This is a genomic window from Rhodoligotrophos appendicifer (assembly GCF_007474605.1).
Classification (GTDB): domain Bacteria; phylum Pseudomonadota; class Alphaproteobacteria; order Rhizobiales; family Im1; genus Rhodoligotrophos; species Rhodoligotrophos appendicifer.
The window spans coordinates 1-26,180 of the sequence record NZ_VHKL01000018.1 but is presented as its reverse complement, the minus strand read 5'-3'; the positions used below and the strand labels follow the sequence as shown (position 1 = coordinate 26,180).

24 protein-coding genes are annotated in these 26,180 nt (G+C 65.6%); 15 read left to right on the top strand and 9 right to left on the bottom strand.

Annotated elements, in window-relative coordinates:
* Positions 1–27: 27 nt before the first annotated feature.
* Together FKM97_RS25070 and FKM97_RS25065 are read right to left on the bottom strand one after the other, a co-directional pair.
* The gene (locus FKM97_RS25070) at positions 28–1,179 is read right to left on the bottom strand and encodes a CoA transferase (RefSeq protein ID WP_144295200.1); all 1,152 of its coding nucleotides are present in this window, start codon (positions 1,177–1,179) and stop codon (positions 28–30) included.
* A gap of 39 nt (positions 1,180–1,218) precedes the next feature.
* Positions 1,219–1,980 carry a FadR/GntR family transcriptional regulator gene (locus FKM97_RS25065; protein WP_205015302.1) on the bottom strand — a complete coding sequence of 254 codons (762 nt, stop codon included), beginning with the start codon at positions 1,978–1,980 and terminating at the stop codon, positions 1,219–1,221.
* A gap of 412 nt (positions 1,981–2,392) precedes the next feature.
* Here FKM97_RS25065 and FKM97_RS25060 point away from each other — a divergent pair, with 412 nt between their 5' ends.
* The 12 genes from FKM97_RS25060 to aroC all read left to right on the top strand — a co-directional run bounded on the left by FKM97_RS25060 (position 2,393) and on the right by aroC (position 15,210).
* Positions 2,393–3,625, top strand: coding sequence for an ABC transporter substrate-binding protein (locus tag FKM97_RS25060; RefSeq protein WP_144295199.1), 1,233 nt, complete (start codon positions 2,393–2,395; stop codon positions 3,623–3,625).
* 266 nt (positions 3,626–3,891) lie between these two features.
* Positions 3,892–4,767 (top strand): branched-chain amino acid ABC transporter permease, encoded by an 876-nt coding sequence (locus FKM97_RS25055; protein WP_144295198.1) that lies wholly within the window; start codon positions 3,892–3,894, stop codon positions 4,765–4,767.
* Complete coding sequence (locus FKM97_RS25050) at positions 4,767–5,762, top strand: branched-chain amino acid ABC transporter permease (RefSeq protein WP_144295197.1); 996 nt, start codon at positions 4,767–4,769, stop codon at positions 5,760–5,762. The genes FKM97_RS25055 and FKM97_RS25050 overlap by 1 nt, the downstream gene beginning before the upstream one ends.
* Positions 5,759–6,511 carry an ABC transporter ATP-binding protein gene (locus FKM97_RS25045; RefSeq protein ID WP_144295196.1) on the top strand — a complete coding sequence of 251 codons (753 nt, stop codon included), beginning with the start codon at positions 5,759–5,761 and terminating at the stop codon, positions 6,509–6,511. Before FKM97_RS25050 ends, FKM97_RS25045 begins: the two co-directional genes overlap by 4 nt.
* Entirely contained in the window at positions 6,504–7,202 is a 699-nt protein-coding gene (locus FKM97_RS25040; protein WP_144295195.1) for an ABC transporter ATP-binding protein, read from the top strand. Before FKM97_RS25045 ends, FKM97_RS25040 begins: the two co-directional genes overlap by 8 nt.
* Positions 7,199–8,656: an FAD-dependent oxidoreductase gene (locus FKM97_RS25035; RefSeq protein WP_144295194.1), complete on the top strand. Its 1,458-nt coding sequence runs from the start codon at positions 7,199–7,201 to the stop codon at positions 8,654–8,656. The genes FKM97_RS25040 and FKM97_RS25035 overlap by 4 nt, the downstream gene beginning before the upstream one ends.
* Entirely contained in the window at positions 8,577–9,428 is an 852-nt protein-coding gene (locus FKM97_RS25030) for an SDR family NAD(P)-dependent oxidoreductase (protein ID WP_205015301.1), read from the top strand. The genes FKM97_RS25035 and FKM97_RS25030 overlap by 80 nt, the downstream gene beginning before the upstream one ends.
* Before the next feature lie 118 nt (positions 9,429–9,546).
* Positions 9,547–10,137, top strand: a complete 591-nt coding sequence (locus FKM97_RS25025) for a hypothetical protein (protein WP_144295193.1) — start codon at positions 9,547–9,549, stop codon at positions 10,135–10,137.
* Positions 10,138–10,473: 336 nt separating this feature from the next.
* Positions 10,474–12,090, top strand: a complete 1,617-nt coding sequence (locus tag FKM97_RS25020) for an AMP-binding protein (RefSeq protein WP_144295192.1) — start codon at positions 10,474–10,476, stop codon at positions 12,088–12,090.
* Positions 12,083–12,808, top strand: a complete 726-nt coding sequence (locus tag FKM97_RS25015) for an SDR family oxidoreductase (protein WP_144295191.1) — start codon at positions 12,083–12,085, stop codon at positions 12,806–12,808. The genes FKM97_RS25020 and FKM97_RS25015 overlap by 8 nt, the downstream gene beginning before the upstream one ends.
* 1 nt (position 12,809) lies before the next feature.
* On the top strand, positions 12,810–13,856 hold the full coding sequence (locus tag FKM97_RS25010; RefSeq protein WP_144295190.1) for an SDR family oxidoreductase: 1,047 nt from the start codon (positions 12,810–12,812) through the stop codon (positions 13,854–13,856).
* A 268-nt stretch (positions 13,857–14,124) separates the two neighbouring features.
* On the top strand, positions 14,125–15,210 hold the full coding sequence (gene aroC, locus FKM97_RS25005) for a chorismate synthase (protein WP_144295189.1): 1,086 nt from the start codon (positions 14,125–14,127) through the stop codon (positions 15,208–15,210).
* Between the two features lie 5 nt (positions 15,211–15,215).
* Here aroC and FKM97_RS25000 read toward each other — a convergent pair whose 3' ends face one another.
* The 5 genes from FKM97_RS25000 to FKM97_RS24980 form a co-directional block, all read right to left on the bottom strand.
* Positions 15,216–15,725 carry a Dps family protein gene (locus FKM97_RS25000; RefSeq protein WP_144295188.1) on the bottom strand — a complete coding sequence of 170 codons (510 nt, stop codon included), beginning with the start codon at positions 15,723–15,725 and terminating at the stop codon, positions 15,216–15,218.
* A gap of 59 nt (positions 15,726–15,784) precedes the next feature.
* Positions 15,785–16,528, bottom strand: a complete 744-nt coding sequence (locus FKM97_RS24995; RefSeq protein ID WP_144295187.1) for a TlyA family RNA methyltransferase — start codon at positions 16,526–16,528, stop codon at positions 15,785–15,787.
* A 162-nt stretch (positions 16,529–16,690) separates the two neighbouring features.
* The gene (locus FKM97_RS24990) at positions 16,691–16,936 is read right to left on the bottom strand and encodes an exodeoxyribonuclease VII small subunit (RefSeq protein ID WP_144295233.1); all 246 of its coding nucleotides are present in this window, start codon (positions 16,934–16,936) and stop codon (positions 16,691–16,693) included.
* Positions 16,936–17,874 (bottom strand): histone deacetylase family protein, encoded by a 939-nt coding sequence (locus FKM97_RS24985; RefSeq protein ID WP_144295186.1) that lies wholly within the window; start codon positions 17,872–17,874, stop codon positions 16,936–16,938. Before FKM97_RS24985 ends, FKM97_RS24990 begins: the two co-directional genes overlap by 1 nt.
* A 197-nt stretch (positions 17,875–18,071) precedes the next feature.
* Positions 18,072–19,817 (bottom strand): acyl-CoA dehydrogenase family protein, encoded by a 1,746-nt coding sequence (locus FKM97_RS24980; protein WP_144295185.1) that lies wholly within the window; start codon positions 19,815–19,817, stop codon positions 18,072–18,074.
* A gap of 89 nt (positions 19,818–19,906) precedes the next feature.
* Here FKM97_RS24980 and FKM97_RS24975 point away from each other — a divergent pair, with 89 nt between their 5' ends.
* Entirely contained in the window at positions 19,907–20,896 is a 990-nt protein-coding gene (locus FKM97_RS24975) for an L-threonylcarbamoyladenylate synthase (RefSeq protein WP_428977946.1), read from the top strand.
* A gap of 38 nt (positions 20,897–20,934) precedes the next feature.
* On the opposite strand, the gene FKM97_RS24970 is transcribed toward FKM97_RS24975, so the two are convergent.
* Positions 20,935–22,371, bottom strand: a complete 1,437-nt coding sequence (locus FKM97_RS24970; RefSeq protein WP_144295184.1) for a DHA2 family efflux MFS transporter permease subunit — start codon at positions 22,369–22,371, stop codon at positions 20,935–20,937.
* Positions 22,372–22,557: 186 nt separating this feature from the next.
* Entirely contained in the window at positions 22,558–23,289 is a 732-nt protein-coding gene (locus FKM97_RS24965) for a hypothetical protein (protein ID WP_144295183.1), read from the bottom strand.
* Between the two features lie 999 nt (positions 23,290–24,288).
* Here FKM97_RS24965 and FKM97_RS24960 point away from each other — a divergent pair.
* Positions 24,289–25,446, top strand: a complete 1,158-nt coding sequence (locus FKM97_RS24960; protein WP_144295182.1) for a DUF3644 domain-containing protein — start codon at positions 24,289–24,291, stop codon at positions 25,444–25,446.
* Positions 25,443–26,003, top strand: a complete 561-nt coding sequence (locus FKM97_RS24955; RefSeq protein WP_144295181.1) for a hypothetical protein — start codon at positions 25,443–25,445, stop codon at positions 26,001–26,003. Before FKM97_RS24960 ends, FKM97_RS24955 begins: the two co-directional genes overlap by 4 nt.
* Positions 26,004–26,180: the final 177 nt, after the last annotated feature.

Sequence of the window (26,180 nt, the reverse complement as noted above, 5' to 3'; positions counted from 1 at the left end):
CGCCGGGGCCGCGACGAAGGCCCGGGCTTAGCCCTTCACCACGCCCGCCTCGACCAGCGCCCGGATCTCCGCATCCGACCGCCCGAGCCGGCGCAGCACCTCTTCCCCCTGGGCGCCATCCGCCGGCGGTGGTCCGCCGATGGCGCTCGCCGTCCGGCTGAACCGCGGCGCCGGCGCCGGCTGCGGCACGCCTTGCTGTTCGACGAAGACCCCCCGCGCCGCATTATGCGGATGCACATAGGCCTCCGACATGGATAAGACCGGCGCAAAGCAGGCATCGCTTCCCTCGAAGATCGCGCACCATTCCTCCCGCGTCTTGCCTGCGATCACCTCCGCGAAGCGCTGCTCCAGCGTGGCATGTCCCGCTATGTCCTCGCGCGCCGGCAGCGTTTCGTCTTCCAGTCCCAGCCGCTGCAACAGCTCCGCATAGAACCGCCCTTCGATGGCGCCGATGGAGATGTAGTTGCCGCATTTCGTCTGATAGGGCCGGTACCACGGTGCGCCGCCATCGAGGATGTTGCGCCCGCGCGCCTCCTGCCAGAGCCCCCGCGCCAGCATCCCGTGGACGGGGGCCATCAGGAGGGCTGAGCCCTCGATCATGGCGGCATCCACCACTTGCCCCTTGCCGGAGGATTTCGCCTCCAGCAGGGCGGCCAGCACGCCCACGGCGAGCAGCATGGCGCCGCCGCCGTAATCCCCGACGAGGTTGAGCGGCGCCACCGGCGCCCCCTCGGTGGGACCGATGGCATGCAGCACCCCCGAGAGCGCGATATAGTTGAGATCATGCCCCGCCCGCAGCGCCAGGGGGCCGTCCTGGCCCCATCCCGTCACCCGGCCGAAGACCAGCCGCTCATTGACGGCCCAGCAGGCGTCGGGCCCCAGCCCTAGCCGCTCCATGGCCCCGGGGCGGAAGCCTTCGATGAGCGCATCCGCCTGCGCGATGAGCTCCAGCGCCAGCGCCCGCCCCTGATCCGTCTTCAGATTGAGGGCGATGGACGATTTGCCCCGGCCCAGCACGCCGAAGCGCGGATCAGGTCCGAGATCCAGCCCCAGATCGGCGCTCTCCGCCCGGTCGAGGCGAATGACCTCCGCGCCCATATCCGCCAGCAGCATGCCGCAGAAGGGTGCCGGCCCGATGCCGGCCATTTCGATGATTTTATATCCGGAAAGTGGTCCCACTCGCTTGCCCCCTCGACGGCTTAGGCCTTGGCCGTTTCGTTACTCCGGTCTCTGCGGCGTCAGCGCGCTTTCCGGCATCTGCATGGGTTGGTCGAGGTCGAGCCCGGTGCGCACATAGGCGCGTCTGAAGTCGCTCATGTGGCGATGCATCCACTCCCGCACCCGGGCCTTGTCCCGCGCCCCGATCGCCGCCAGGATTTCCTCATGTGCCTTGACCACCCGGTCATAGGTCTTGAGCCGCGGCAGGATGATCCGCCCGGCCGGCAGGAACAGCAGGCTGACGGGCTCGCGCATCATGGCGATGACCTTGTTGCCGGCCGCCATGGCCAGCAGGTCGTGGAACTCCGTATCCAGCCGCACGAATTCGTCCGTATCCGGAGCGCTGTCCGCCATCGCGCGCACATTCTCGTTCAGCCGCGCGAATTCGTCCTCGGTCACGTTGTCGACGGCCATCTCCGCCGCAGCCGGCTCGGTGAGCATGGAGGCTTCCCATAATTCCTGGAAGCTCACCTTGTGCATGGACAGCGCCCGCGAGGCCCGGCTGGCGAGGTCCTGGAAATGCGGCAGCGTCACCTCCAGCGTCGTCCGCCCGAATCGCGACACCAGCCCGCTCTGCTCCAGCAGGCGGATCCCCTCCCTGACGGTGGAGCGATGCACGCCGAACTGTTTGGCCAGCTCCATTTCGGAGGGCAGCCGGTCCCCGGTTTTGAGCCGTCCCATCAGGATGTTGCGTTCGATCGCCTCCGCCACCACCCGATAGGCCGGGTTGACGGTGAGCTTGTCGAACATGGGATCGGCCATCCGGCACTCCAAAGTCTGCGGCACTGCGCATGGACTATAGCCTTGTCGGACAAACGGTCAACGCTCCCCTTTTCGAGGCATGGCATGGACAGCCCTCATCCTGAGGAGGCCTGTAGGGCCGTCTCGGAGGACATCCCGGGCGCGCTGCAGCACGTTAGTGGTGCTGCGCAGACCCGGGACCCCGTCCGGCAGGGGAAACCCCCTCATCCTGAGGAGCAGCCAAAGGCTGCGCCTCGAAGGACCGCAGACCCGGGATCACAGGCAGCACCCCTCCTTCGAAACCCTCTTGCGCCCGCAAACGATTCGGATAAGATTTGACCTGTTGTCGGACAGACCGGCAACGAGATAAGGGTGTTCGCTCGCCTTTGTCTGGCGAAGCGCCGCGAAGAGCGTTGAACTCGGGAGGATGTGAATGACTTTCTATTCTGTGTCGCGTCGCGGCATGTTGGGCACTGTCATGGGTGCCGCCGTTACGCTGTTTGGACTGTCGACCACCGGCGTGAGTGCCGATGAGCCGCCGATCAAGATCGGCCTCACCACGGACCTCACCGGCATTGCTGCGACCTATGCCCGGGCTCAGGTCGATTCGGTTCAGCTCGCCATTGACGAGATCAATGAGGCCGGCGGCATCAATGGCCGCAAGCTCGAGCTCCTGGTGCGCGATTCGAAGCTGAAGCCGGAGCTTGGCTCCAGCCTCACCCGCGATCTCATCGTCCGCGAGAAGATCGATTATCTGATCGGCCCTGACGCGAGTTCCGTCGGCGTCGCGGTGACCGGCGTCGCCAAGCAGTATAAGAAGATCGTTGTCATGACGATCCCGAACACGCCCCGCCTCGTCGGCGAGCTTTTCCACCCCTATTTCTTCACCATCGTTCCCTCCGGCACCATGCTGGCCCGCGCCATGGCCGAAGGCATCGGCCAGGACAATGAGAAGATCGCCTTCATCGGCGGTGACTACGAAGCCTCCCACCAGGCCGTGAAATATTTCGGCGCTTGGCTGGAGAAGGTGAACCCGAAGGCCAAGATCATCAGCGAGCAATGGCCCAAGCTCGGCGAGCCGGATTTCACGCCTTACATCACCCAGCTGATGTCGGCCCAGCCGGACATCATCTTCTCTTATCTCTGGGGCGCCGACCTCATCGCCTTCATCAAGCAGGCCAAGCCTTATGGTCTCTTTGAGAAGACCAAGTTCGCCACCCTTCTCTTCACCGACGATCTTGTCGCCTTGGGTGACGACATGCCCGATGGCGTGATCGGCCAGATGTACGCCCCCGCCTTCGGCACCAAGAGTGAGAAGATGGATGCCTTCATCAAGAAGTTCACCGACAAGTTCGGCCATTACCCCTCCGATTGGGCGGTCATGGGCTATGACGGCATGATGATCCTCGCGCAAGGCATCAAGGACACCAATGTTGGTGACTCCGATGCGGTGTCTGCAGCCATTCAGAAGCTGAAATTTGATGGCTTGCAGGGCGAGGTTGTCTTCCGCGAAGTCGACCATCAGGGCAACGTTCCCTCTTTCCTGGGAACGACGGGTAAGGTCGAAGGCCTTCCCTTCAAGGGCCTCGTGGACATCAAGCGTATCCCGGCCGAAACCGTGATGCCGACCCCTGAGGAGATCCTGGCCCAGCGCAAGGGCGGCTGAGAACTCCGTCAGGTCCCTTCTTCGTCATCCTCGGGCCCTCTTCTTCGTCATCCTCGGGCTTGACCCGAGGATCCAGGACCACAAGGGAAGCGCGAAGCCCTTGGCCCCTGGGAACCCGGGCCCGCCCGGGAACGTCACAGTGAGCGGCCGCGAGGCCGCATCACTATCCTCATCCTGAGGAGCGGCCTTCGGGCCGCATTACTAACCTCATCCTGAGGAGCGGCCGCGAGGCCGCGTCTCGAAGGATCGCGTCGACCAGGGATCGCATGTGGACTGACATCATCATCCAGCTCCTGAGCGGGATCAGCCGCGGCATGATCCTCTTTGTCGTCGCCTCCGGTCTGACCCTCATCTTCGGGGTGCTCCGGATCGCCAATTTCGCCCATGGCTCCTTCTATATGCTCGCAGCCTTCCTGGCTTTCGCGGTCACCAACTATGTCGGCGCCTCGAATCTCGGCTTCGTCGCCTCCCTGATCGTCGGTCCCTTGCTGATCGGTGCCTTTGGCCTCGCCTTCGAATATCTCCTGCTGCGCCGCATCGCCGACCGTGAGCACCTCTACCAGCTGATCATGACCTTCGCGATGACCCTGATCATCGCCGACGGCATCAAGATGTTCTGGGGTGGCGCCTATCGCTCCATCGGCTACCCACCCTTCCTGAGCGGCAGCATCGACATCCTCGGACGCCCCTTCCCGACTTACTATCTGCTCGTCATCGCCATGGGCGTGGTCATCGCCATTCTCCTGAGCCTGATGATCGAGCGCACCCGCTTCGGCCGCACCTTGAGTGCCGCGGTGGTCGACCCCGAGATGGTCGGCGCTCTCGGCATCAACGTGCCGAAGCTCTATACGCTCGTCTTCGGCCTCGGCGCTGCCCTGGCGGGTCTCGGCGGTGCGCTCGCCGCGCCCATCGGCTCGGTATCGCTGGGCATTGGCGATTCGATCATCATCGAGAGCTTCGCCGTCGTTATCATCGGCGGCAGCGGCTCGATCCCGGGCGCCTTCTTGGCCGCCCTCATCATCGGCATCGTCCAGGCTCTCGGCATCATGGTCGCCCCGCGCCTGGCCATCGCCTTCATCTTCATCGCGCTTTGCGCCGTGCTTCTGCTGCGGCCGCAAGGCCTGCTCGGGAGGCGCGTCTGATGCAGAGCCTCACCACCCGCGGCGGCCCGGTCTTCTACACCCTCCTGCTGATCGTCCTGGCCGTCCTGCCCTTCCTCATCGACGAGAGCAATCTCTTCCTCACCGTCGACGTGCTCATCGCCGCCCTCTTCGCCATGAGCTACAATCTCGTCCTCGGCCAGACGGGGCTGCTCTCCTTCGGCCATGCCGCCTTCTACGGTCTCGGCGCCTATACGGTCGCCCTGGTCCAGATGCATCTGGGCTGGCCCATCGAGATCGGCATTCTCGTGGCCCCCCTGGTGGCTGGCCTCTTCGCCCTGGCCATCGGCTTCTTCACCGTTCGCGTCTCGGGCATGTATTTCGCCATGCTCACGCTCGCCTTCTCGCAGCTGATCTTCGCCATCGTCGCCGGCTGGTATTCCTTCACCGGCGGTGACAATGGCGCGCCCGTCATGCCGCCCGACTATCTCTTCAACACGACGAATTTCTACTACATGGCGCTCGTCATCGTGACCGGCTGCATCATCCTGATCCGCCTGATCGTCGGCTCGCCCTTTGGGGCCGCCCTTTCCGCCATCCGCGAAAACCCGCAGCGCGCGAGCTTCATCGGCCTGAACATCCGCCTCTATCAGCTGGCAGCCTTCACGATCTCCGGCGCTCTGACCGGCGTCGCCGGGGCGCTGCAGGCCTCCTTCCACCAGATGGCCTTCCCCTCGCTGCTGTTCTGGCCGCAATCGGCGGAACCCGTGCTCATGACCCTGGCCGGCGGCATGCACACCTTCTTCGGCCCCGCCGTCGGTGCTGCCCTGTTCACGATCCTCAACTTCTTCGTGGCGAGCTATACCGAATACCCGCTCATGGTCTTCGGCGTCGTCGTCCTGCTGCTTGTCCTGTTCCTGCCTGAGGGCATCGTCGGCACCCTCTTCGGTCGCAGCCGCAAGCGCCAGCCGCCTGCCGCGTCCGAACCCCCTGCCGTCGAGCCCACCGCCAAGCCTGCCGCGGGGACCTCGTCATGACCGCAGTCCTCGAGCTCGACCGGGTCACCAAGACCTTCGGCGGCTTCAAGGCCGTCTCCGACATGACCCTGGCTCTGTCCAAGGGCGAGATCCTCGCCCTCATCGGTCCCAACGGCGCCGGCAAGAGCACTCTCCTCAACATGGCCTCCGGCGCGCTCCAGCCCAATGAAGGCGACGTCCGCTACAACGGCGCCAGCATCGTCGGTTTCCGGCCCCACAGCCTCGTGCATCTGGGCATCGCCCGCTCCTTCCAGATCACCTCGATCTTCCCGCGTCTCACCGCCATCGAGAATGTGCGCATCGCCCTTCTCGCCCGCCGCGGCCTGTGCCGCGATTTCCTGCGCCCGGCCAGCCGCATGCTGGACACCGAGATCGCGCGCCTGCTCGATCAGGTGCGCATGGGCGATCGCGGCCACCGCTACGCCGGCGAGCTCGCCGCCGGCGACCGCAAGCGCCTCGAATTTGCGATCGCCTTGGCCGGCAACCCTTCCGTCGTCCTGCTGGATGAGCCCACCGCCGGCATGAGCGGTGCCGAGCGGTCCCTGGTGATCGACGTCATCAAGGATCTGAACGCCCGCGACGGCGTCAGCCTCCTCTTCACCGAGCACGACATCGACATGGTCTTCGCCTTGGCCCACCGCATCGCCGTCATGCATCAGGGCACGAAGATCGCCGATGGCGCCCCCGCCGATGTCCGCGCCAACCCCCGCGTCCAGGAAGTCTATCTGGGAGAGTCCGGACATGCTTGAATGCCGCGACCTCGCCACCTTCTACGACGTCTCGCAGATCCTCTTCGGCGTCTCCCTGAGCCTCGCCAAGGGCCGCTCCGCCTGCATCATCGGCCGCAACGGCGTCGGCAAGACCACCTGCCTGCGCACCATCATGGGCCTGACCCCGCCCGCCGCCGGCACGGTGACCTTCGAGGGCAAGCCCCTGAACCGCCTGCCCCCCTTCAAGATCGCACGCCTCGGCCTCGGCTACGTCCCCGAGGAGCGCCGCATCTTCCCCGACCTCACGGTGGAGGAGAACCTGCTCATCGCCGAGCGCAGGAACCCCAACGGCATCGCCTGGTCCCTCGACAAATCCTTCGAGGTCTTCCCCGCTTTGCAGGAGTTCCGCGAGCGCCAGGGCGGATTTCTCAGCGGCGGCCAGCAGCAGATGCTCACCATCGCCCGCACCCTCATGGGCTGTCCCAGCCTGCTCCTGCTCGACGAGCCCACCGAGGGCCTGTCGCCGCTCATGGTCCGCACCCTCGAGCAGGCGATCATCCGCCTCAAGCAGGAGGGCCTGACCATGCTGCTGGCGGCCCAGGACATGCATTTCGCCCATAATGTGGCCGACGACGTCTATGTCATGAACCGCGGCGCCATCGTCTATAGCGGCACGGTCGAACAGGCCAAGGCCGACGAGGCCCAGGTCATGGCGCATCTGGCGGTATGACGGCGGTGCCCGAGATCACGGCCGACGTGGTGGTGGTCGGCGGCGGCGGCTCCGGCCTCGCCGCTGCGGTGGGGGCAGCCGAAGCCGGCGCGAACGTGATCCTCCTGGAGAAGAACCCGGAGCCCGGCGGCAGCACCCGCTGGTCCGTGGGCTCCATCACCGCAACCGGCACCGCCCATCAGCGCGCCCGCGGCATTGTCGATCATCCCGACAGCCATTTCGAGGACATGGGCAAGCTCGCCGGCTCCCTGGCCAATCGTGACAATCTCGGTCTGCGCCGGCTCCTCGTCGACAATGTGCCCGAGACGGTGCGCTGGCTGCGCGCCATGGGGGTCGAGTTTCTGGGCCCCATGGAGGAGCCGCCCCACACCAAGCCGCGCATGCACAATGTGCTGCCCAATTCCCGCGCCTATATCTATCACCTCGCCCGCCGCGCCCGCATTCTCGGCGTCGACATCCGCGTCAACGCCAAGGCCGTCCGCATCCATTTCGACGGCGACCGGGCGACCGCCATCGAGGCCGAGATCGCAGGCACCCTCACTCGCGTGTCGGCCCGTCGCGGTATCGTCCTTGCCGGCGGCGACTACAGCGGCAATGCCGAGATGAAGGCAGCCCTCGTCTCCGAGGCCCTGGGGCCGGTCCCCGCCGTCAACCCCACCGCCACCGGCGACTGCCAGCGCATGGTCGAGGCGATCGGCGGCGAGATCCTCAATGGCGACCTGGCGCTCGGCCCCGTCCTGCGCTTCGAGCCGCCCCGCAGCCGGCCCCTCTACCAGCGCATTCCGCCAGCCCCTTCCCTCACCCGCTTCATGCGCTGGGGCCTGGAGCGCATGCCCGCCAGCGTGATCCGCCCCTTCGTCATGGGGTTCATGACGACGGTCCTGGCGCCTGAGCGCAGCCTCTTCGCCAATGGCGCCCTTCTCGTCGGCCGCGACGGCGAGGCCTTGACGCTGGCCGGCCGCAGCCCCGGCGACGCGGTGGCCGCGACCCCGGACAACACCGCCTACATCGTCTTCGACGACGCTCTGGCCCGGCGCTATGACAGCTGGCCGAATTTCGTCTCGACCGCACCTGGCGTCGCTTACGCCTATCTCGCCGATTACCGCCGCACCCGGCCCGAGCTCTGCCACCAGGCTGAGACGCCCGCGGCCCTGGCCGCCCGGATCGGCGCCTCGCCCCAGGCGCTGGCAGAAACCTTGAAAGCAGCGTCCGGCCCCGTCCATGCCCTGGGCCCGCTCCATGCCTTCGTCGTCTACACCGATGGCGGCGTGCGCGTTTCCGACACGCTCGAGATCCTGCGCCGCGACGGCACGCCCATCCGCGGCCTTTATGGCGCGGGCTCGACCGGCCAGGGCGGGCTCCTCCTGGAGGGCCATGGCCACCATCTCGGCTGGGCCTTCACTTCCGGCCGCCTGGCGGGCGGCACTGCGGCCAAACTCGAACCGAAAGGCTGAACTCATGGGTCGTCTCGACGGCAAGATCGCCATCATCACCGGCGCGGGCTCCGGCATCGGCGCCGCCACCGCGCGTTACTTCGCCCGCGAGGGCGCCCGCCTGCTGCTCACCGACCTCGCCGCCGACAAGGTGAGCGCGGTTGCCGGCGAGCTCGGCGGACAGGCCCGCTGGCTGGTCTCCGACCACACCGACGAGGCCCAGTGCCAGGAGGCCGTCGCCCGGGCCGTCTCCGAATTCGGCGCCCTGCACATCCTCCACAACAATGCCGGCGTGCCGCAGCAGGGCGGCGTCGAATCGATCCCGGCGGGCGAGTTCCGCAAGGTGATCGACGCCAATCTCACCGGCCCCTTCCTCATGGCCCAGGCCGCGGTCCCGGCCCTGCGCGAGGCCGCCCAGTCCGGCGCCAATGCCTCGATCCTGTTCACTGGTTCGATCCAGTCCATCATGGTCCGCGCGGGCTTCACGGCCTATGCCGCCTCCAAGCACGGCATCGGCGGCCTCGTCGGCGCGATCGCTCTCGAATTCGCCCCCGTGCCCATCCGCGTCAACGCCCTCTGCCCCGGCCCCATCGATACCCCCCTGATGCGTGAGATCGGCCGGCGAACCGGCGATGAAGAGGCCTTCCTCGCGAAGTTCGGAGCGGGTGTGCCCATGCAGCGCCTGATCGGCCTCGACGACGTCGCCGCCGCCGCCGTCTTCCTATCCAGCGACGAGGCCCGCATGATCACCGGCGTGATGCTCCCCGTCGATGGTGGCATGACGGCGCGGTGACCGCACACGGTTGCAGAAATGGACCTCACCGGTCACAAATCGACCCCGACGGCGACGCGACTGCGCACCACTCTATCTCCTCCACGCTTGACCGTGGCCGATGTGAAGGAGATGACTCATGACCCGAACTGCAGCGTCGAAGCCGGACTATGCCTCCATGAAGGCGCGCTATGAGGAAGAGGACGTTTCGGTGACCCTGACGAAGCCCGGCCCCTACCAGACGCGTCGGCTGAAGCTCGACCTGGACGACGAGGAGTCCGAGACGGTGCACGTGCCTCTGGACCAGGATGATCTGGATCAGACCGTCCTGGGCTTCGATCCCTATCACGACCGTTTCGATCTCGTGGGAGAGGCGCCCGCAGGCGGACCCTCCACGCCGGTCGTCAAGGTCCAGGGAGAGTATAAATCCGGACAAGAGACCTATGTCTTCGCCGTTCCCGAAGTGCTTGTTGGAACCGGCACCACGGATGTTTTCGGATTCCCCTCCTCCCTCATCCAGGTGAAGCTTGCTCCCGCAGCCTGGCAGCAGCTGATGGAGGCCAATGACGGCGATCGCGTTTCGGCCTTGGGCGCCTTGCGACCCCTGCTGAACGCGCAGACCCCGGGCCTGGCGGAGTGGCCGGATTTCCCCGCGATCGACCCCACCATCGAACGCCCTCAGCATGATGCCCCGCAGCCCGCATTCTCCGGTGCGCTGCACATGATCTAGGATCTCACGCTTGGCCGTCTCGCCCGCACTCTCCCCTCGGAGTCCCCCGTTCCCCCGTCATCCCCGACGCCCTGCAGCAGGGAGTGCTGCAGGGCAGACCCGGGATCTCGTGCTCCACGGGAAAGCCCTCATCCCGTGTAGCGAAGGACGTCATCCCGGACGCGCCGCAGCGCGCAGCGGTGCTGCGCAGCGCCGGGACCCCATGCGGCTCGGGGGCCCTATGCGGCCAGGGACCCCATGCGGCTCGGGGATTCCGGGTCAAGCCCCGGATGACAGTTATAAGAAAGCCCTCATCCTGAGGAGCGGCCGCAGGGCGCGTCTCGAAGGACCCGCCTCATGACGCTCGCCCTTCCCGCCTTGATCGAGGAGCGCGCCTCCCGCCTGCCCGACCGCCGCTTCCTCACTTTGACCACCGGCGCAAGCCGCAGCTATGGCGAGATCGAGCAGGTCTCCCGCCGCCTCGCCGCGGCCTTTGCCGAACTCGGTCTCGCCCGCGGCGACCGCCTCCTGCTGATGCTTCCCTCGATGCCCGAATTCATCGAGGCCTGGTTTGCGACGAACCGCCTCGGCGCCGTCATCGTCACCGTCAACACCGCCTATGTCGGCGACTATCTCGCCCATATCGTGAGGGATTCGGGCGCTGCGATCATCGTCGCCGCCACCGCTCACCTGCCATCGATCGCAGCCATCCTGCCCGAGGCGCCCACCCTGCACACCGTCATCGAGGTCCCCGACGGCGCCCCCTCCGTTGCGCTCCCTGCGACCGTGGAGCACCTCCATTTCGCCGACCTGCTCCTCGCTCCCGCCCGCTCCATTGCCATCACCGTGACGGAGCGCGATCCGGGCGCCATCATCTACACCTCCGGCACCACCGGCCGCTCCAAGGGCGTAGTCATGCCCCATGGCCAGCTGCGCGCCAATCCGGACGTCTATATCGATCAGCTTGGGCTGACCTCCCGCGATGTCCTCTATTCCTGCCTGCCTCTCTTCCACGCCAACGCCCTGCTGCTCGGCGTGCTCGGCGCGCTGATCCTCGAGACCGAGATCGTGCTCAGTCCCCAATTCAGCGCCAGCCGCTGGCTTGCCCATATTCGCGAGCACAAGGTGACGGCCACCAATCTCCTCGGCGTCATGGTCGAGTTCATTCTGAAGCAGCCCGAGGACCCCGGCGATGCGGACACCGCCCTGCGCATCGCCACCGCCGTCCCGACTTCGCCCGAGCTTGGGCCCCGCTTCGAGCGCCGCTTCGGTGTCCAGCTGATCGAACTCTACGGCTCGACCGAGCTCAACTGCCCGCTGTTTCATCCGCGCCACGAGCCCCGCCGTCCCCGCAGTTGCGGGCGTATCGTCGCCGACCGCTTCGAGGCCCGCCTCGTCGATCCCGAAACCGACGAGGAGGTTCCCACCGGCACCCCCGGCGAGCTCGTCGTGCGCCCGAAGAAGCCCTGGACGACCATGCTCGCCTATCACAATCGCCCCGAGTCGACCCTAGAAGCGTGGCGCAACCTCTGGTTCCACACCGGCGACGTCATGCGCCGCGATGACGAGGGCTATTTCTTCTTCCTGGATCGCGCCAAGGACGCGATCCGCCGTCGCGGCGAGAACATCTCCTCCTTCGAGGTCGAGGAGGTTCTGCGCAGCCATCCCGACGTCGCCGAGGTCGCGGTGATCGGCGTCGCCTCCCCTTATGATGCTCTTGAGCAGGAGGTGAAGGCCTGTGTGGTCGTGAAAACCGGCAGTGCGTGCGACGCCGCAACCCTGGCCGCCCACTGCGCGGCGCGCATGCCGGATTTTGCCCGGCCCCGCTTCATCGAGCTCATGGTCGAATTGCCCAAGACCCCCACCCAGAAGATCCGCAAGGCCGAACTCCGCACCCGCGGCATCACCCCCGAGACCTGGGTGGACCCGCAGGCGGCTGGCCGCGCGAAGCGCCCGGAGACCTCCAATGTCTGAACGCACTGTTCTCGTCACCGGCGCCACCAGCGGCATCGGTGAGGCTTGCGCATTAGCCTTGCTCGAAGCCGGCGCACGCATCGTCGCCACCGGGCGCCGCATCGAACGGCTTGCGCCTCTCAGCGCCCGCTTCGGCGAGGCCCTTCATCTCATCGCTGCCGATCTGTCTGAGCCCGGGGCGGCTGCGCGCCTCATGGCCCAGCTGCCTCCCGACTGGGCCATCGACACCCTCGTCTATGCGGCCGGCCACGACGCCGGCGGCAAGACATCCTATCATGAGGCTGACGAGGGAGACCTCGCCGCCAAACTCTCGGTGAACCTGACGAGCCTTGCCGATCTCGCGCAGATCCTGCTTCCGGCCTGGCTCGCCCGTGACGCCGGTGATCTCGTCGCCATCGGATCCATCGTCAGCCGCGAGGCGGTGGCGGGCTTGGCCGATTATGGCATGACCAAGCATGCCCTCCACGGCCTCATGGCGGGTCTGCGCCTCGACTATGCCGCCACCGGCCTGCGCTTCATCGAGATCATTCCCGGCGTTGTGCGCACCGAATTCGCCCTGAGCCGCTGGCAGGGCGATGTGGCCCGCGCCGAGGAATTCTACGCCCGCTTCAAGCAATATCTGTTGCCGGAGGACGTGGCGGCGAGCGTCCTTTGGGCCTTGCGCCAACCCGCCCATGTGGCCCTCGATGAAATCATCCTGCGCCCGACCCGGAGATGACATGCCCCGCCACGCTTTGATCGCCGGTGCCCTCGGCATTGTCGGCACCACTTTGGTCGATCATCTCGTCAGCCTCGGCGACTGGACGGTCACCGGCCTGTCGCGCAAGGCCCCGCCGGCAAGTCCCGGCTGGCGTCATCTCGCCCTCGACCTCGCCGACGCCCGCGCCTGTCGTGAAGCGGCCGTGCATCTCGGCACCGTCACCCATCTCTTCTACTGCGCCCGCTACAGCAATCCCGACGCGCCCGCCGAAGCCGCCATGAATCGCGCCATGCTGGCCCATATCCTGGAGCCGCTGGCCGCCTCGCCCTCCCTGGAGCATGTGAGCCTCGTCCATGGCACGAAATGGTATGGCAGCCATCTCGGCCCCTACCGCACGCCGGCCCGGGAAAGCGATCCGCGCCATGCCGGTCCCAACTTCTATTACGACCAGCTCGACGACGTGGAGCGCTTGCAGCGGGGCCGCGACTGGACCTGGTCGACGGTGCGCCCCCACATCGTCTGCGCCCCCACGACGGGCTACCCCTTCAACCTCGTCACCCTTCTCGGCGCCTATGGCGCCCTCTGCGCCGCCCGGGGCCAGCCCTTGGATTTCCCCGGCACCGAAGCCTGCTATCACTCGATCAGCCAGGCGACCGACGCCCGCCTCCTGGCCCGCGCCATGGTCTGGGCCGCGACCGATCCCGTCTGCGCCAACCAATCCTACAACATCATCAATGGCGACTATTTCCGCTGGTCCAATCTCTGGCCGCGTCTGGCGGAGTTCTTCGCCGTGCCCTTAGGCCAGGTCCGCAATGCCCCCCTGGCCGCGATCATGTCCGGCGCCGACGCCGAATGGCAGGCCCTGATCACCGCCCGCAACCTCGCTCCGCACCCCCTCGCCAGCCTCGCCAACTGGACCTTCGGCGACTTCCTCTTCCGCGCCGACTGGGACGATCTCTCCTCCATCGTGAAGTCCCGGCAGCATGGTTTTCCCGACGCCATCGACACCGAGCAGTCGATCCTCGACGCCCTCGCGACCCTGCGCCGGCACACCGTGATCCCCTGAGCCGTTCGCTGAATCCCCTCAGACGCTTAGCGCGCGATGCTGATAAATTGAGTCAAACTGTTCATAAAGTGAGTCGGATCCGTCCTCTGAATCCGATCAACCGCTTAGCGCCGGCGGCCGAGATCCGGAATCCGCCGCGCCCTTTCGTTAAACTTTTAACTGAAGTTTAACCAAGCAGCCGCCTCCCCCAGGGCCTTGGCCGCGTTTCCCGCCAGACTGAATCAACCTGCCCTTGCCGCGCGGCCTCCCGCGCCCTAGAACCCGTTTCATGTCGCATAACAGCTTCGGCCACATCTTCCGCATGACCACCTTCGGCGAGAGCCACGGGCCGGCCCTGGGCTGCGTGATCGACGGCTGCCCGCCGGGCCTGTCCCTCACCGAGGCCGATATCCAGCGCGACCTCGATCGCCGCAAGCCGGGACAGTCGCGCTTCACGACCCAGCGCCGCGAGGACGACCGCGTCCGCATCCTCTCCGGCACCTTCGAGGATGACCGCAGCGACGGCCCCCGCACCACCGGCACGCCCATCGCCTTGATGATCGAGAACACCGACCAGCGCTCCAAGGATTACGCCGACATCCGCGACAAGTTCCGCCCCGGCCATGCCGACTACACCTATCTGAAGAAATACGGCATCCGCGACTATCGCGGCGGCGGCCGCTCTTCCGCTCGCGAGACCGCCGCCCGGGTCGCTGCCGGCGCCGTCGCCCGCAAGGTCGTGCCTGGGATCACGATCCGCGGCGCCCTGGTCCAGATCGGCCCGCACCGGATCGACCGCGCCCGTTGGGACTGGGACGAGGTCGCCCGCAACCCCTTCTTCTGCCCCGATGCCGAGACCGCCCGCCTGTGGGAGGCCCATCTCGACCAGGTCCGCAAGGCCGGCTCCTCCGCCGGCGCCGTCATCGAGGTGATCGCCTCAGGCGCACCGCCCGGCCTCGGCGCACCCCTTTATGCCAAGCTCGACCAGGATCTCGCCTCCGCCATGATGAGCATCAATGCGGTGAAGGCGGTCGAGATCGGCGAGGGCTTCGAGGCGGCCAGCCTCACCGGCGAGACCAATGCCGACGAGATGCGCATGGTCGACGGCGCCGTCGATTTCGCCTCCAACCATGCCGGCGGCATCCTGGGCGGCATCTCCACCGGCCAGGACATCATCGTCCGCTTCGCCGTGAAGCCCACCTCCTCCATCCTCAGCCCCCGCCATACGGTGACGGCTGCGGGCGAGGACACCGAGATCGTCACCAAAGGCCGTCACGACCCCTGCGTCGGCATCCGCGCGGTCCCCGTCGGCGAAGCCATGATGGCCCTGGTCCTCGCCGACCATTTTCTCCTGAACCGCGCCCAGAACGGCTGAGCGGCCTAGGTCAGCGTCTCCAGCACCGACTTCGTGCCCTTGCCGCCGTCTTTCAGCGTCGCCTTCAGCATCCAGATATATTTGTCATGCACCTGCAGCCGGTCGTCCAGCATGCTGCCGGTGGCGGTGTCGCCGGCCTCTTCCACTTTCGGCCGGATGTCGCGCATGGTCCGCACCACCGTCTCATTGTCGGCCACCAGCTGCTTCAGCATCGCCTTGGCCTCGGGCACGCCGCGCTCCTCCTCGATCTCCGACAGCTGGCTGAAATCGGTCGCCGTCGACGGCGCATAATGGCCCAATGCGCGGATCCGCTCGGCGATCACGTCCACCGCATCCCAGATGTCGCGATATTGTTCCTCCAGCATCAGGTGCAGGTCGTGAAAATTCGCCGCCTCGATGTTCCAATGGAACCCGTGGGTCTTCTGATAGAGCTTGAAGCTGTCCGCCAGAACCCGGGACAGGCCATGGGCCAGCGTCTTCTTCTCTTCGGCCGACAAAGTCTCGTCATTGCGCATGAAAGTGATCCTCGAGCTTGGGAAGGGGCGGCGATTATATCCGCTGCACGATCATATCGCTATCTCGGCCCCCGTGCCGCGATCAGATATTCTTGGTTACCGTCGCCCCCGGTGATCGGCGACGGCGTCACCCCTTGCACCGCCCACCCCATCTCCGCCTCCAGAAAGGTCGCGATGTCGGTGCAGGCTTGCTCCTGCAGGGCGGGATCGCGCACGATGCCGCCCTTGCCCAGGCCCTGGCGGCCGACCTCGAATTGCGGCTTGATGAGCGCCAACAGCTCCGCCCGCGGCGCCGCCAGGGCGAGGCTCGCCGGCAGCGCCAGCTTGAGGCTGATGAAGCTCACATCGCAGACGACGAGCTGCGGGGCCACGGGAACCGTGGCGGCATCCACATCGCGCGCATTCAGCCCTTCGATCGCCGTCACGCGAGGATCCGCGGCGATCGCGGCATCGAGCTGGCCATGGCCCACATCCACAGCGAACACCCGGGCAGCACCCCTCGCCAGCAGCACCTGGGTGAAGCCGCCGGTCGAGGCCCCGAGATCCAGCGCCACCGTGTCCGCGACCTCGATCTCGAAATGGTCGAGACCGTGGAGAAGCTTGAGGGCGGCGCGCGAGACATAGGCAAGCTCCGGTGCCGCCTCCACGCTGAGAAGGGCATCCCCCCTCACCAGCATCGCGGCCTTCGTTGCGACCGCGCCATCGACCCGCACCAGCCCGCCCGAAACCGCCGCCTGAGCCCGCGCCCGGCTGGACACCAGCCCCGCCGCCACCAGCCTGAGGTCGAGCCTCTGTCGCGCCATTCCCTCTCCGTCATCCCAAGCGCATGGCACTCCCGCACCGTCATCCCGGCCGCAGCGGACGACCGCGTCCGCGCAGACCCGGGACCGCCAAGGGCTCCGCACCCAGGCAAGGTGCTCTCATCCTGAGGAGCAGCCGCAAGGCTGCGTCTCGAAGGGCCACGCCTACTCCACGTCCAGCGGCACCGTTCCCGCTACCGTTCCGTCCGGCTTCAGGGTGATCTTCTCGATCCGGGCTTCCGCCGATTTCAGCAAGGCCTCGCAATGGGCTTTCAGGGCCTCGCCGCGGGCATAGATGGTGATCGATTCCTCGAGATCGACCTTGCCCGCCTCGAGCCGGTCGACGATGCCTTCGAGTTCCTTCAACGCCGTCTCGAAGCTCAGGCCTGCCACGTCCTGCTTGTCCGTCATCATGAGATCTCCGCCGCCCGCATCAGGGTCTGTACGTGGCATCCGACCGAGCTCGCCAATGCGCGCAGGTCGTAGCCGCCTTCCAGGACCGACACCAGCCGCCCTTCGCAATGCTGGTCGGCGAGTTCCAGGAGCCGGAGCGTGATCCAGATGAAGTCCTCTTCGCTCAGCTGCAGGCTGCCCAGAGGATCGTCGCGATGGGCATCGAAGCCGGCGGAGACCACGATCAAATCGGGCTCGAAGGCATCCAGCGCCGGCAGGATGGTCGACATCATCGCCTCGCGGAACCGGTCCGACCCGTCGCCCGCCCGCAATGGCGCGTTCACGATGTTGCCCACCCCCGTTTCCGACATCTCGCCGGTGCCCGGGAACAGCGGCATCTGGTGGGTCGAGCCGTAGAACAGGTCCCGGTCAGACCAGAAGATCTCCTGCGTGCCATTGCCGTGATGCACGTCGAAATCGACGACCGCCACCCGCTGCGCATTGTGGTTCTCGCGCGCATGCAGGGCGGCGATCGCCGCATTGTTGAAGAAACAGAAGCCCATGGCCTTGTCGCTTTCGGCATGGTGTCCCGGCGGTCGCGTGGCGCAGAAGGCGTTCACGGCCTCCCCATTGAACACGGCATCGACCGCCCGGGTCGCGGCCCCCACCCCGCGCAAGGCCGCATCCAGAGATCGGGGCGACAGCCAGGTGTCGGGGTCGACCGCCTCCATCCCCTCCGACGGGACCGCCTCCTCGATGCGCGAGACATAGGATTCCTCATGGGCCAGCAGCACCGATTCCCGCAGGCCGCGCGGGGCCTCGAGCCGGTCGAGCCTCTGGAAATGCGGCGCGGCCAGGATCTGGTTGATGGCGCGCAGCCGATCGACCCGTTCCGGATGCCCCTTCGGCGTCTCATGCTCGAGACAATCCGGATGCGTGAGAAGAAGAGTGTTCATGAAGCTCCTTATAAAGATCCCTCTCCCGCAAGGGAAAACGGAAAATCCCTCGACTGCTCAGCCTGAAAGGGTCGAAAAGAAAGCATCCCGGTCATCCCGGCCGCAGCGGACGCGTGCGTCCGCGCAGAGCCGGGACCCCGGGCGGCAGAGGCAAACCCGCCGGCACACCCGCTGGCAAACCCGCCCACGCACACCGCCTAGAGGGCTGCCTCCAGCACCGCATCCGCGCCCTCCATGACGCTGCGCTTCAGCGCCCCCGTCTCCGGCAGGGCCTGTTCGGCGAAGAACCGCGCCGTCGGCACATGTCCGTTGGTCCGGTCCTGCAGCGCCCCCTTGGTCAGCCAGGCGCCGCCGGCGGCCAGCCCGAACAGCTTCAGATAGCGCGTCGCTCCGGCCATGGCTTCGTCCTGGTTGCGCGCCAGCGCCTTCAGCATCCAGGCCGTCGCCTCCTCGAGATCGGCAACCGCCTCGCCCACCCGCTCGGCCGTCTTGCCGAAGGCCGGATCGTTCACCGCCCGCGCCTCCTCGGCGATGCCGCGCAGCTCCTTGATCAGCCCGGCGACCACGCGGCCTTCGCCCAGCGGCAGCTTGCGTCCCACCAGGTCGATCGCCTGCACGCCGTTGGTGCCCTCATAGATGGGCGCGATCCGCGCATCACGGTAATATTGCGCAGCGCCCGTCTCTTCGATGAAGCCCATGCCGCCATGCACCTGAATGCCGGTCGAGGCCACATCCACGCCCATGTCGGTGGGAAATGCCTTGGCGACCGGCGTGAGCAGCTGGGCCAGCATTTCATGATGGAGCCGCTCCTCCTCCGTCCGCCCATGGCGGGCGACGTCGAGGGCATAGGCGGTGGCAAAGCAGATCGCCCGCGATGCCGCGACCTTCGCCTTCATGTCCAGCAGCATGCGCTTGACGTCCGGATGCGTGATGATCGGCACCATCTGGTCCGATCCCGACCGCTTTCCCTGTTTCCGGTCCTGGGCATAGCCCAGCGCATGCTGGAACGCCCGCTCGCCGACGGCCACACCCTGCATCCCCACATGCAGCCGGGCCGAATTCATCATCGTGAACATGCAGTTGAGGCCGCGATTTTCCTGCCCCACGAGATAGCCCACCGCACCGTCCTCTTCGCCATAGGCCATGACGCAGGTGGGGCTCGCATGGATTCCGAGCTTGTGCTCCAGCGCCAGGCATTTGACGTCGTTGCGCGCGCCCAGGCTGCCGTCTTCGTTCACGAGCACCTTCGGCACCAGGAACATGGAGATCCCGCGCGTGCCCTCCGGCGCCCCCACGACCCGTGCCAGGACGAAATGCACGATATTGTCCACGAGATCATGTTCGCCATAGGTGATGAAGATCTTCGTGCCCTGAACTCTGTAGGTGCCGTCGCCTTGCGGCTCGGCCTTGGTCTTGATGGCGGCGAGATCGGTGCCGGCCTGCGGCTCGGTCAGCACCATGGTGCCCGACCATTCCCCGGTGGCGAGCTTCGGCAAATAGATGCTCTTGAGGGCCTCGCTGCCATGTTGATGCAGCGCATCCGCCGCTCCTTGCGTGAGCAGCGGTCCGAGCCCGAAGGCCATGGCCGCGGTGTTCCACAATTCCTGCACCGCAAGCCCTACCGAAACCGGCAGGCCCTGGCCGCCATAATCGACCGGCGACGGCAGCGCGCCCCATCCTGCCTCCACCCACCGCGTATAGGCCTCCCGCCAGCCCGGCGCTGTCGTCACGGAGCCGTCCGCATTGCGCTTGGCGCCGACCCGGTCGCCCACCACATTGAGCGGCGCGAGGACCTCTCCGGCAAAGCGGCCCGCCTCCTCCAGGATCTGGTCCAGCGTGTCTGCGGTGAGGTCCGGGAACAGCCCCTCCTCCACCAGTTGGCGGAATCCGGTGATGGAACCGAGCACATGCTTGAGGTCGTCGACCTGTGGGGTATAAGGCATTGGAGGCTTCCTGGCTTGAGCGCGCGGGGCAGGCCGGCGCGATACGCGTGTGAATTTCTATTTGTGCATGGAATGTAGGGGTCAGCGCCGTGGCGTCAATCGGACATGAGGCCCGCGGCCTGCAAATCCTGCCCGCGACCCCGGAGAATATCGCCTCGGCGGCCGATTGTCTGGGCCATGGCAACCTCGTGGCCTTTCCCACCGAGACGGTCTACGGCCTGGGCGCGGACGCAACCTCGGACCGGGCCGTGGCCCGCATCTTCGAGGCGAAGGGCCGGCCCAGCTTCAATCCGCTCATCATCCATGTCGAAGATCTCGCTGCCGCCCGCGTCCTGGGCAGCTTCGATGCGGCCGCCGAACGCCTGGCACAGGCCTTCTGGCCGGGTCCCCTGACCCTGGTCGTGCCGCGCGCACCCGGCTGCCCGATCTCCGCTCTGGCCTCGGCCGGGCTCGACACGATCGCCCTGCGCGTCCCCGCCCACGAAACGGCCCAAGCCCTGCTGCGCGCCTGTGGCCGGCCGCTGGCGGCACCCAGCGCCAACCGCTCCGGCTCGATCAGCCCGACTCTGGCCGCTCATGTGGCCGCCAGCCTCGGCGACCGGGTCGACCGGATCCTCGACGCCGGCGCCACCGGCATCGGCCTCGAATCGACGATTATCGCCTGTCTGGGATCCGCGCCGACGCTGCTGCGCCCCGGCGGCCTCGCCCGCGAGGCGATCGAGCGCTGTCTCGAGGGGCGGCTGGCGGATTGTGCCGCCGATCCCGATCGTCCCACCGCGCCGGGCCAGCTCCTCAGCCATTACGCGCCGCGTGCAGCCCTGCGCCTGAACGTGACGGCCCCGGCCCCCGGCGAGGCCTATCTCGCCTTCGGACCGGCCGCCCCTCATGACGGCCCCATGCGCAATCTCTCGCCCGGCGGCGATCTCATCGAGGCCGCTGCCAATTTGTTCCGCCTGCTGCACGAGCTCGACGCCGAGGCCGTCAGCCGGTCCTCCACCATTGCCGCAGCCCCGGTTCCCCATCACGGCCTCGGCGAGGCCATCAACGACCGGCTCGCCCGCGCCGCCGCGCCGCGCTGACACCACTCCTGCCGCCGGCACAGCAGCTGCAGGCTGCATCAGTCCCTGACATGCCGGCTCACCTGTCGCCCGTCTTCCGGCTTCAGCAGCAGGAAGCCCGGGATCGACAGCAGCGGGATCACTGCCAGCAGCAGGAACACCTCGTGGAACCGCGCCGGGGTGAGCTCGTGGCTGCCCACGCTCACCAGCGCCAGCAGCGTGGCCGCGATCGACACCCCGAAGCTCACGCTCAGCTGCTGCAGCACGCCGCCCAGGCTCGTGCCCCGCGACAGCTTCTCGCTCGGCAGGTCCGCATAGGACAGCGTGTTCGAGGTCATGAACTGCAGCGAGCGCATGAGCCCGAAGGCGAACACGTAGGTCCCGATCGCCCAATGCGGCGTCCCCGGCTCGATCAGGGCAAAGCCCGCGGTGAACAGCGCGCTGAAGACCGCGCTGGCGATCAGCACCCGGTCGAAGCCGAAGCGCTTCAGCAGCGGCGACAGCGACGGCCTCACCAGCACGACCCCCAGGCTGCTGGCGAAGGTGAGCGAGCCGGACAGGACGGGGCTCATGCCGAAGCCCACCTGCAGCATCAGCGGCAGCAGGAACGGCGTGCCGTTGAGCCCCACCCGGCACAATCCTCCCGCCAGCGTCCCCACCGCGAAGGCGCGCTCGCGGAACAGCGTGAGGTCCACGGCCGGTGCTGCGACCCTACGCGCATGCCGCACGAAGCCGAGCAGCATCAGCGCCGAAGCCGCCAGCACCAGCACGATGGCCGGCACCGGCAGCATCGGCCGCCCCACATTCTCCAGTCCGAACTGCAGCAAGGCCGCCCCCAGCCCCACCATGACGAAGCCCTTGAAATCGAACCGCGCGAGCTGCGGTGCTTTCGTATTCTCCACATAGCGCAGCGCCAGCACCATGCCCAAAAGCCCGATCGGCACATTCACATAGAAGATCCACCGCCACGACGCATATGTCGTCAGCACGCCCCCCAGGAGCGGCCCCGCCACCGGCCCGATGATGGCGGGCAGCGTCATATACGTCATCGCCGTCACCAGCCGGGCGCGCGGGAACGAGCGCAGCAGGATCAGCCGCCCCACCGGCGTCATCATCGCGCCCCCGATCCCCTGCAGCGCCCGCGTCGCCACCAGCATCTCGAACGAATTCGCCATGCCGCACAGGGCCGAGCCGAGGGTGAAGATGAACAGCGCCAGCGCGAAGATCGTCCGCGCCCCGAACCGGTCGGCGAACCAGCCCGACACCGGGATGAACACGGCGAGCGTCAGGATATAGGCGGTGATCGCCAGATTGAGCCGGATCGGCGTCGTCCCGAGGCTCAGCGCCATGGCCGGGATGGCGGTGGTGATGATGGTCTGGTCGAGCTGCTCGATGAGGAAGGCGACGGCGACGATGAGCGGGATCAGCAGCCGCAGCTTCGGGTCGCGCTCGGTAACGAAGACCTCGGGGTCCGATGCATCAGGCGCAGCACTCATGGCCGCGGATGTAAACCCCTGCGCATCTCCGCGACAAACGAATTTCGCAAGGCCTCCCGCAGGGAAGCCTTGCGCTCAGCTCATGGCCGCGCTCGATCCGGCCCGCCTCCCCCTCATCCTGAGGAGGCCCCTCCACCCCTCATCCTGAGGAGGCCCCCATGGGGGGCCGTCTCGAAGGACGAAGCCTCAATAGCAGGGCGGATAGGGGTAATAGCCGCAGGCCGGCCGGTAATAGGGAGCCGCCGTCGCTGCCGCCGCACCGACCGCCGCACCGGCGACCGCCGCGCCCGCCACCGCACCGGCGCCGTACCAGGCGCCGTGATAGGCCGGTGCATGCCAATAGGCCCCGCCGCCGTGATAGCCATAGCCGCCCACATGGCCGACCGTCACGCCGCCGTGATAGCCGCCGTAATGGGCCGCGAAGAAGTCGATGAACAGCGCCGCCGGCCCGCTGCCGCCCGACAGGCTGCCTTCAAGCACCGCGACCTCGAAGGTCAGCGTCGTGCCCTCCAGCACCGGCTTCTTGAGCGTCACCACGGCATCCTCGACCGCCGACCCGTCCCCGCCCAGGACCGAGATGGTGGCGTTCGGCGGATCTTTGGCGAAGCTGTCCTTGCCCTCGTCCCACTGCATGATGAACTGCTTCGTCGTCACATGCCCGGCCGCGCGCACCGGCCGGTCGGCGAAGACGATGGAATTCGGCGCAACGCCCGTCAGGGTCAGCTTCGTGCCGTCCAGCGTGGCGCCGGTCGAATTGATCACGGCGAGCGACGGCTCGGGCGCCGTATGGGTGACCTGGCCGATGGTCTTCTGCAGCGGCACATGCGGCTTGGCCGCCTCCTGCGCCGAGGCCACGGCCGACGCCGAGACCAGGCTGCCGAGCAGCAGCAGCGCGAAGCGGATCTGGGGTATTTTCATGGGCGATATATCCTCCTGATGGCGACGACGGGGCGCAGCAGAACGAAGCGCCGGCCCTCGAGCCCCCAATCCGCCCGACGCTAACCCCAGACCACCGCCGACGCCACACAATTGAACAGCAGCCTTAACAACCCCATGACAACACCGTCCTCCCTTGCTGCACCCCAAACCCGTCATCCCGGACGCGCCGCAGCGCACCCCCCAAACCCGTCATCCCGGACGCACCGCAGCGCACCCCCCACACCGGTCATCCCGGACGCGCCGCAGCGCGAAGCGGTGCTGCGCAGATCCGGGACCCCGTCCCGCAGGGGAAAGCCCCCCCATCGCCCCCCCCACCCGTCATCCTCGGGCTTGACCCGAGGATCCAGGGGCCACACACGCAACACTTTCCCCTGGGGCCCGGGACCGCGGGTCAAGCCCGGGATGACGCTCCGCAAGGATCCGCAACCGCTCCGCCGTCCCGAAGCACCCACCCCGGGTTATCCCGGGCGCACTGCACCGCGCAGCGGTGCCGTGCAGACCCGGGACCGCCAAACCCTCCGCCCCAAAGCCTTGGGGTAATCCTCATCCTGAGGAGCGACCGCAGGGCGCGTCTCGAAGGACTAGCCCCAAGGGAAACCCTCATCCGAGCGGCCTCCCCACCCGTCTCGAAGGATCCGTCCCAAGGGAGAACCTCATCCTGAGGAAGCGCAAAGCGCCGTTTCGGCCTTGCTCAGTAACAATAATGAATCGATAGCCAAGGGAACTCAAAGCTGCGAAGAAAATATTTTAGATCTTAAACTTACTTGTCAGGATAACGAACGACAGTTCATAATATTTGAATGAAGATTTACCGGGCAATTGGCGCGCTGAAGTGGCTTGTCGCCATGGACGCTAATGTTTTCACGTCCGACCTGTTCATGTTTTTCACAGAAGCTTCGCATGTTAGCGTTAACCTGAGAACCTTTTGCGCTGAGTTCCCTCTAAACAAAAATATCAACTTAGTAGTAAGCGGAGGCGATGATGTCAAAAGGCGGGGGACTGACTACATTTGAGAAGCGGATAGTAAAGGCCTTACTTTTTTGTGGCGAGCGGAGCCAGGATATCCATGCGCTCATTAACTATCAGCGAACTCCAACAGTTAACTTCGGCCGTATTTCTGGTGTCAAAAAAGACAATTTTGTCGAGCCCGCCTCAGAGGCAGAAATAGAATTTTTTAAGAAGTGGAAGCTTAGCTTTGACCCTATAACCGGCCTCAATATTTACGATGACGAGCGGTTGATTCGTGCGCGCGAAGCAATGATAATCGCGGTCACGATTTTCAATAGCAGCAGCTACAAGTTCAAAGCTGGTATGTTTGCTATCCTGGCGAACATTGCGTGGACCTATCTTCTCCACGAGTTTTATCACAGGCAAGACGGTAACATCTTGAACAGTGACGGCACAACCTTTGGCCTAAGCTACATGCTCAACAAGTCCGACTCTCCGCTGTCAAAGGGCATCAAGAACAACCTAAACACGATCAAAGCCATTCGGGACGAGGTCGAACACAGGCTAATGGGACGTAGCGATCCTCGATGGCTCGCTGTTTTCCAAGCTTGCTGCCTGAACTTCGATAGGACGATTGTGGACTGGTACGGACCTCGCCTAAGTCTTCAAAACGAAATCTCGGTAGCTCTTCAGTTCGGCAAGCTTGAGATCGAGCAGGCCGCGCAGCCTCACCAGTACGACGTTCCAGCGCATATCGCAGCGCTGGACGCTCGACTGACGGCAGAGCTCTCAGAGGAGGAGTTGAGTGACCTGGAATATCAATTTCGGGTTGTTTACACGTTAGACAGCGCTTCAAAGGGAAGTGCACATATCCAGTTTCTGACGCCAGATTCTGCTGAGGGAAAGAGCGTTCACAACGTCCTCCAAAAGTACAAGATTTCTGACGAGCTCTACCCCTATAAACCCAGTGAGGTGGCCGCTCTTGTCAGTCGGAGAAGCGGCCGTCGCTTTACGGTCAGCAACCACACGGAAGCATGGAAGAGACACAACGTGCGGGCCGGCAAGGGGGAAAACGCCAACCGCACCTATTGCATCTTCCATAAGGCTTACAACAGCTACACCTACAACGATGCATGGCTGGATTTTTTGGTAGATGAGATAGTTAAATCTCAGAGGAGATCGGATTGAATTCAAAAACTGATCAGCTAAAGATCCTTAGATACTTACACCAACGCCTGATTGGCGGAGACAAACGATACTGCACCATCTCGACGATCAGGAAACACACGCAGATTGAGGGTTCTAGTCAATACATTTTGACCCTGACAGATGACCTAGAGTCCGTAGGATTGGTTATCACGCGTCAGGCATATCAAATGTCCGGCGGCAGACTGTTTCAGATCACCGCCGCAGGGTTGGACGCAGTGCAGAAAGGCGATATTTCTGTCAGGGTGGACAGCGTTGCATGGACTGGCCAATATAACTTATCTGAAAATCAAAAGTCTGAGATCCAGAACATTCTCAGGGATATTCGAGTAGTCGTCGAATCCGCCAAACTCTCTAATGCTCATAAGGCAAATGCCATGGCATTAATTGAGTCTGCCGAAAAGCTGATCGAAACTCCAGATCCACTCTGGCCCGAGATCATGCGCCTCTTACGCTCTACTACGCTCGCCGGGATAACGGGGATCGCCAGCCTGCTGATGGGCATCGTGCAGATCGTGATGGCAGCAGCAAGTTCATAGCTACGCACTTTAAGGCCCGACAAGCGATGTATTTAGACACTTCGAAACCGCAAAGCCAAATTTTGACGCTCTTTGTCGAAAGAGGAGAAGGAGAGACCTCCTTCTCCTCACTGCGGCCGATTTTAAACGTTTCCTCCCCCCTAGCCCGCCTCCACCCACACCCCCTTGCCTCCCCCT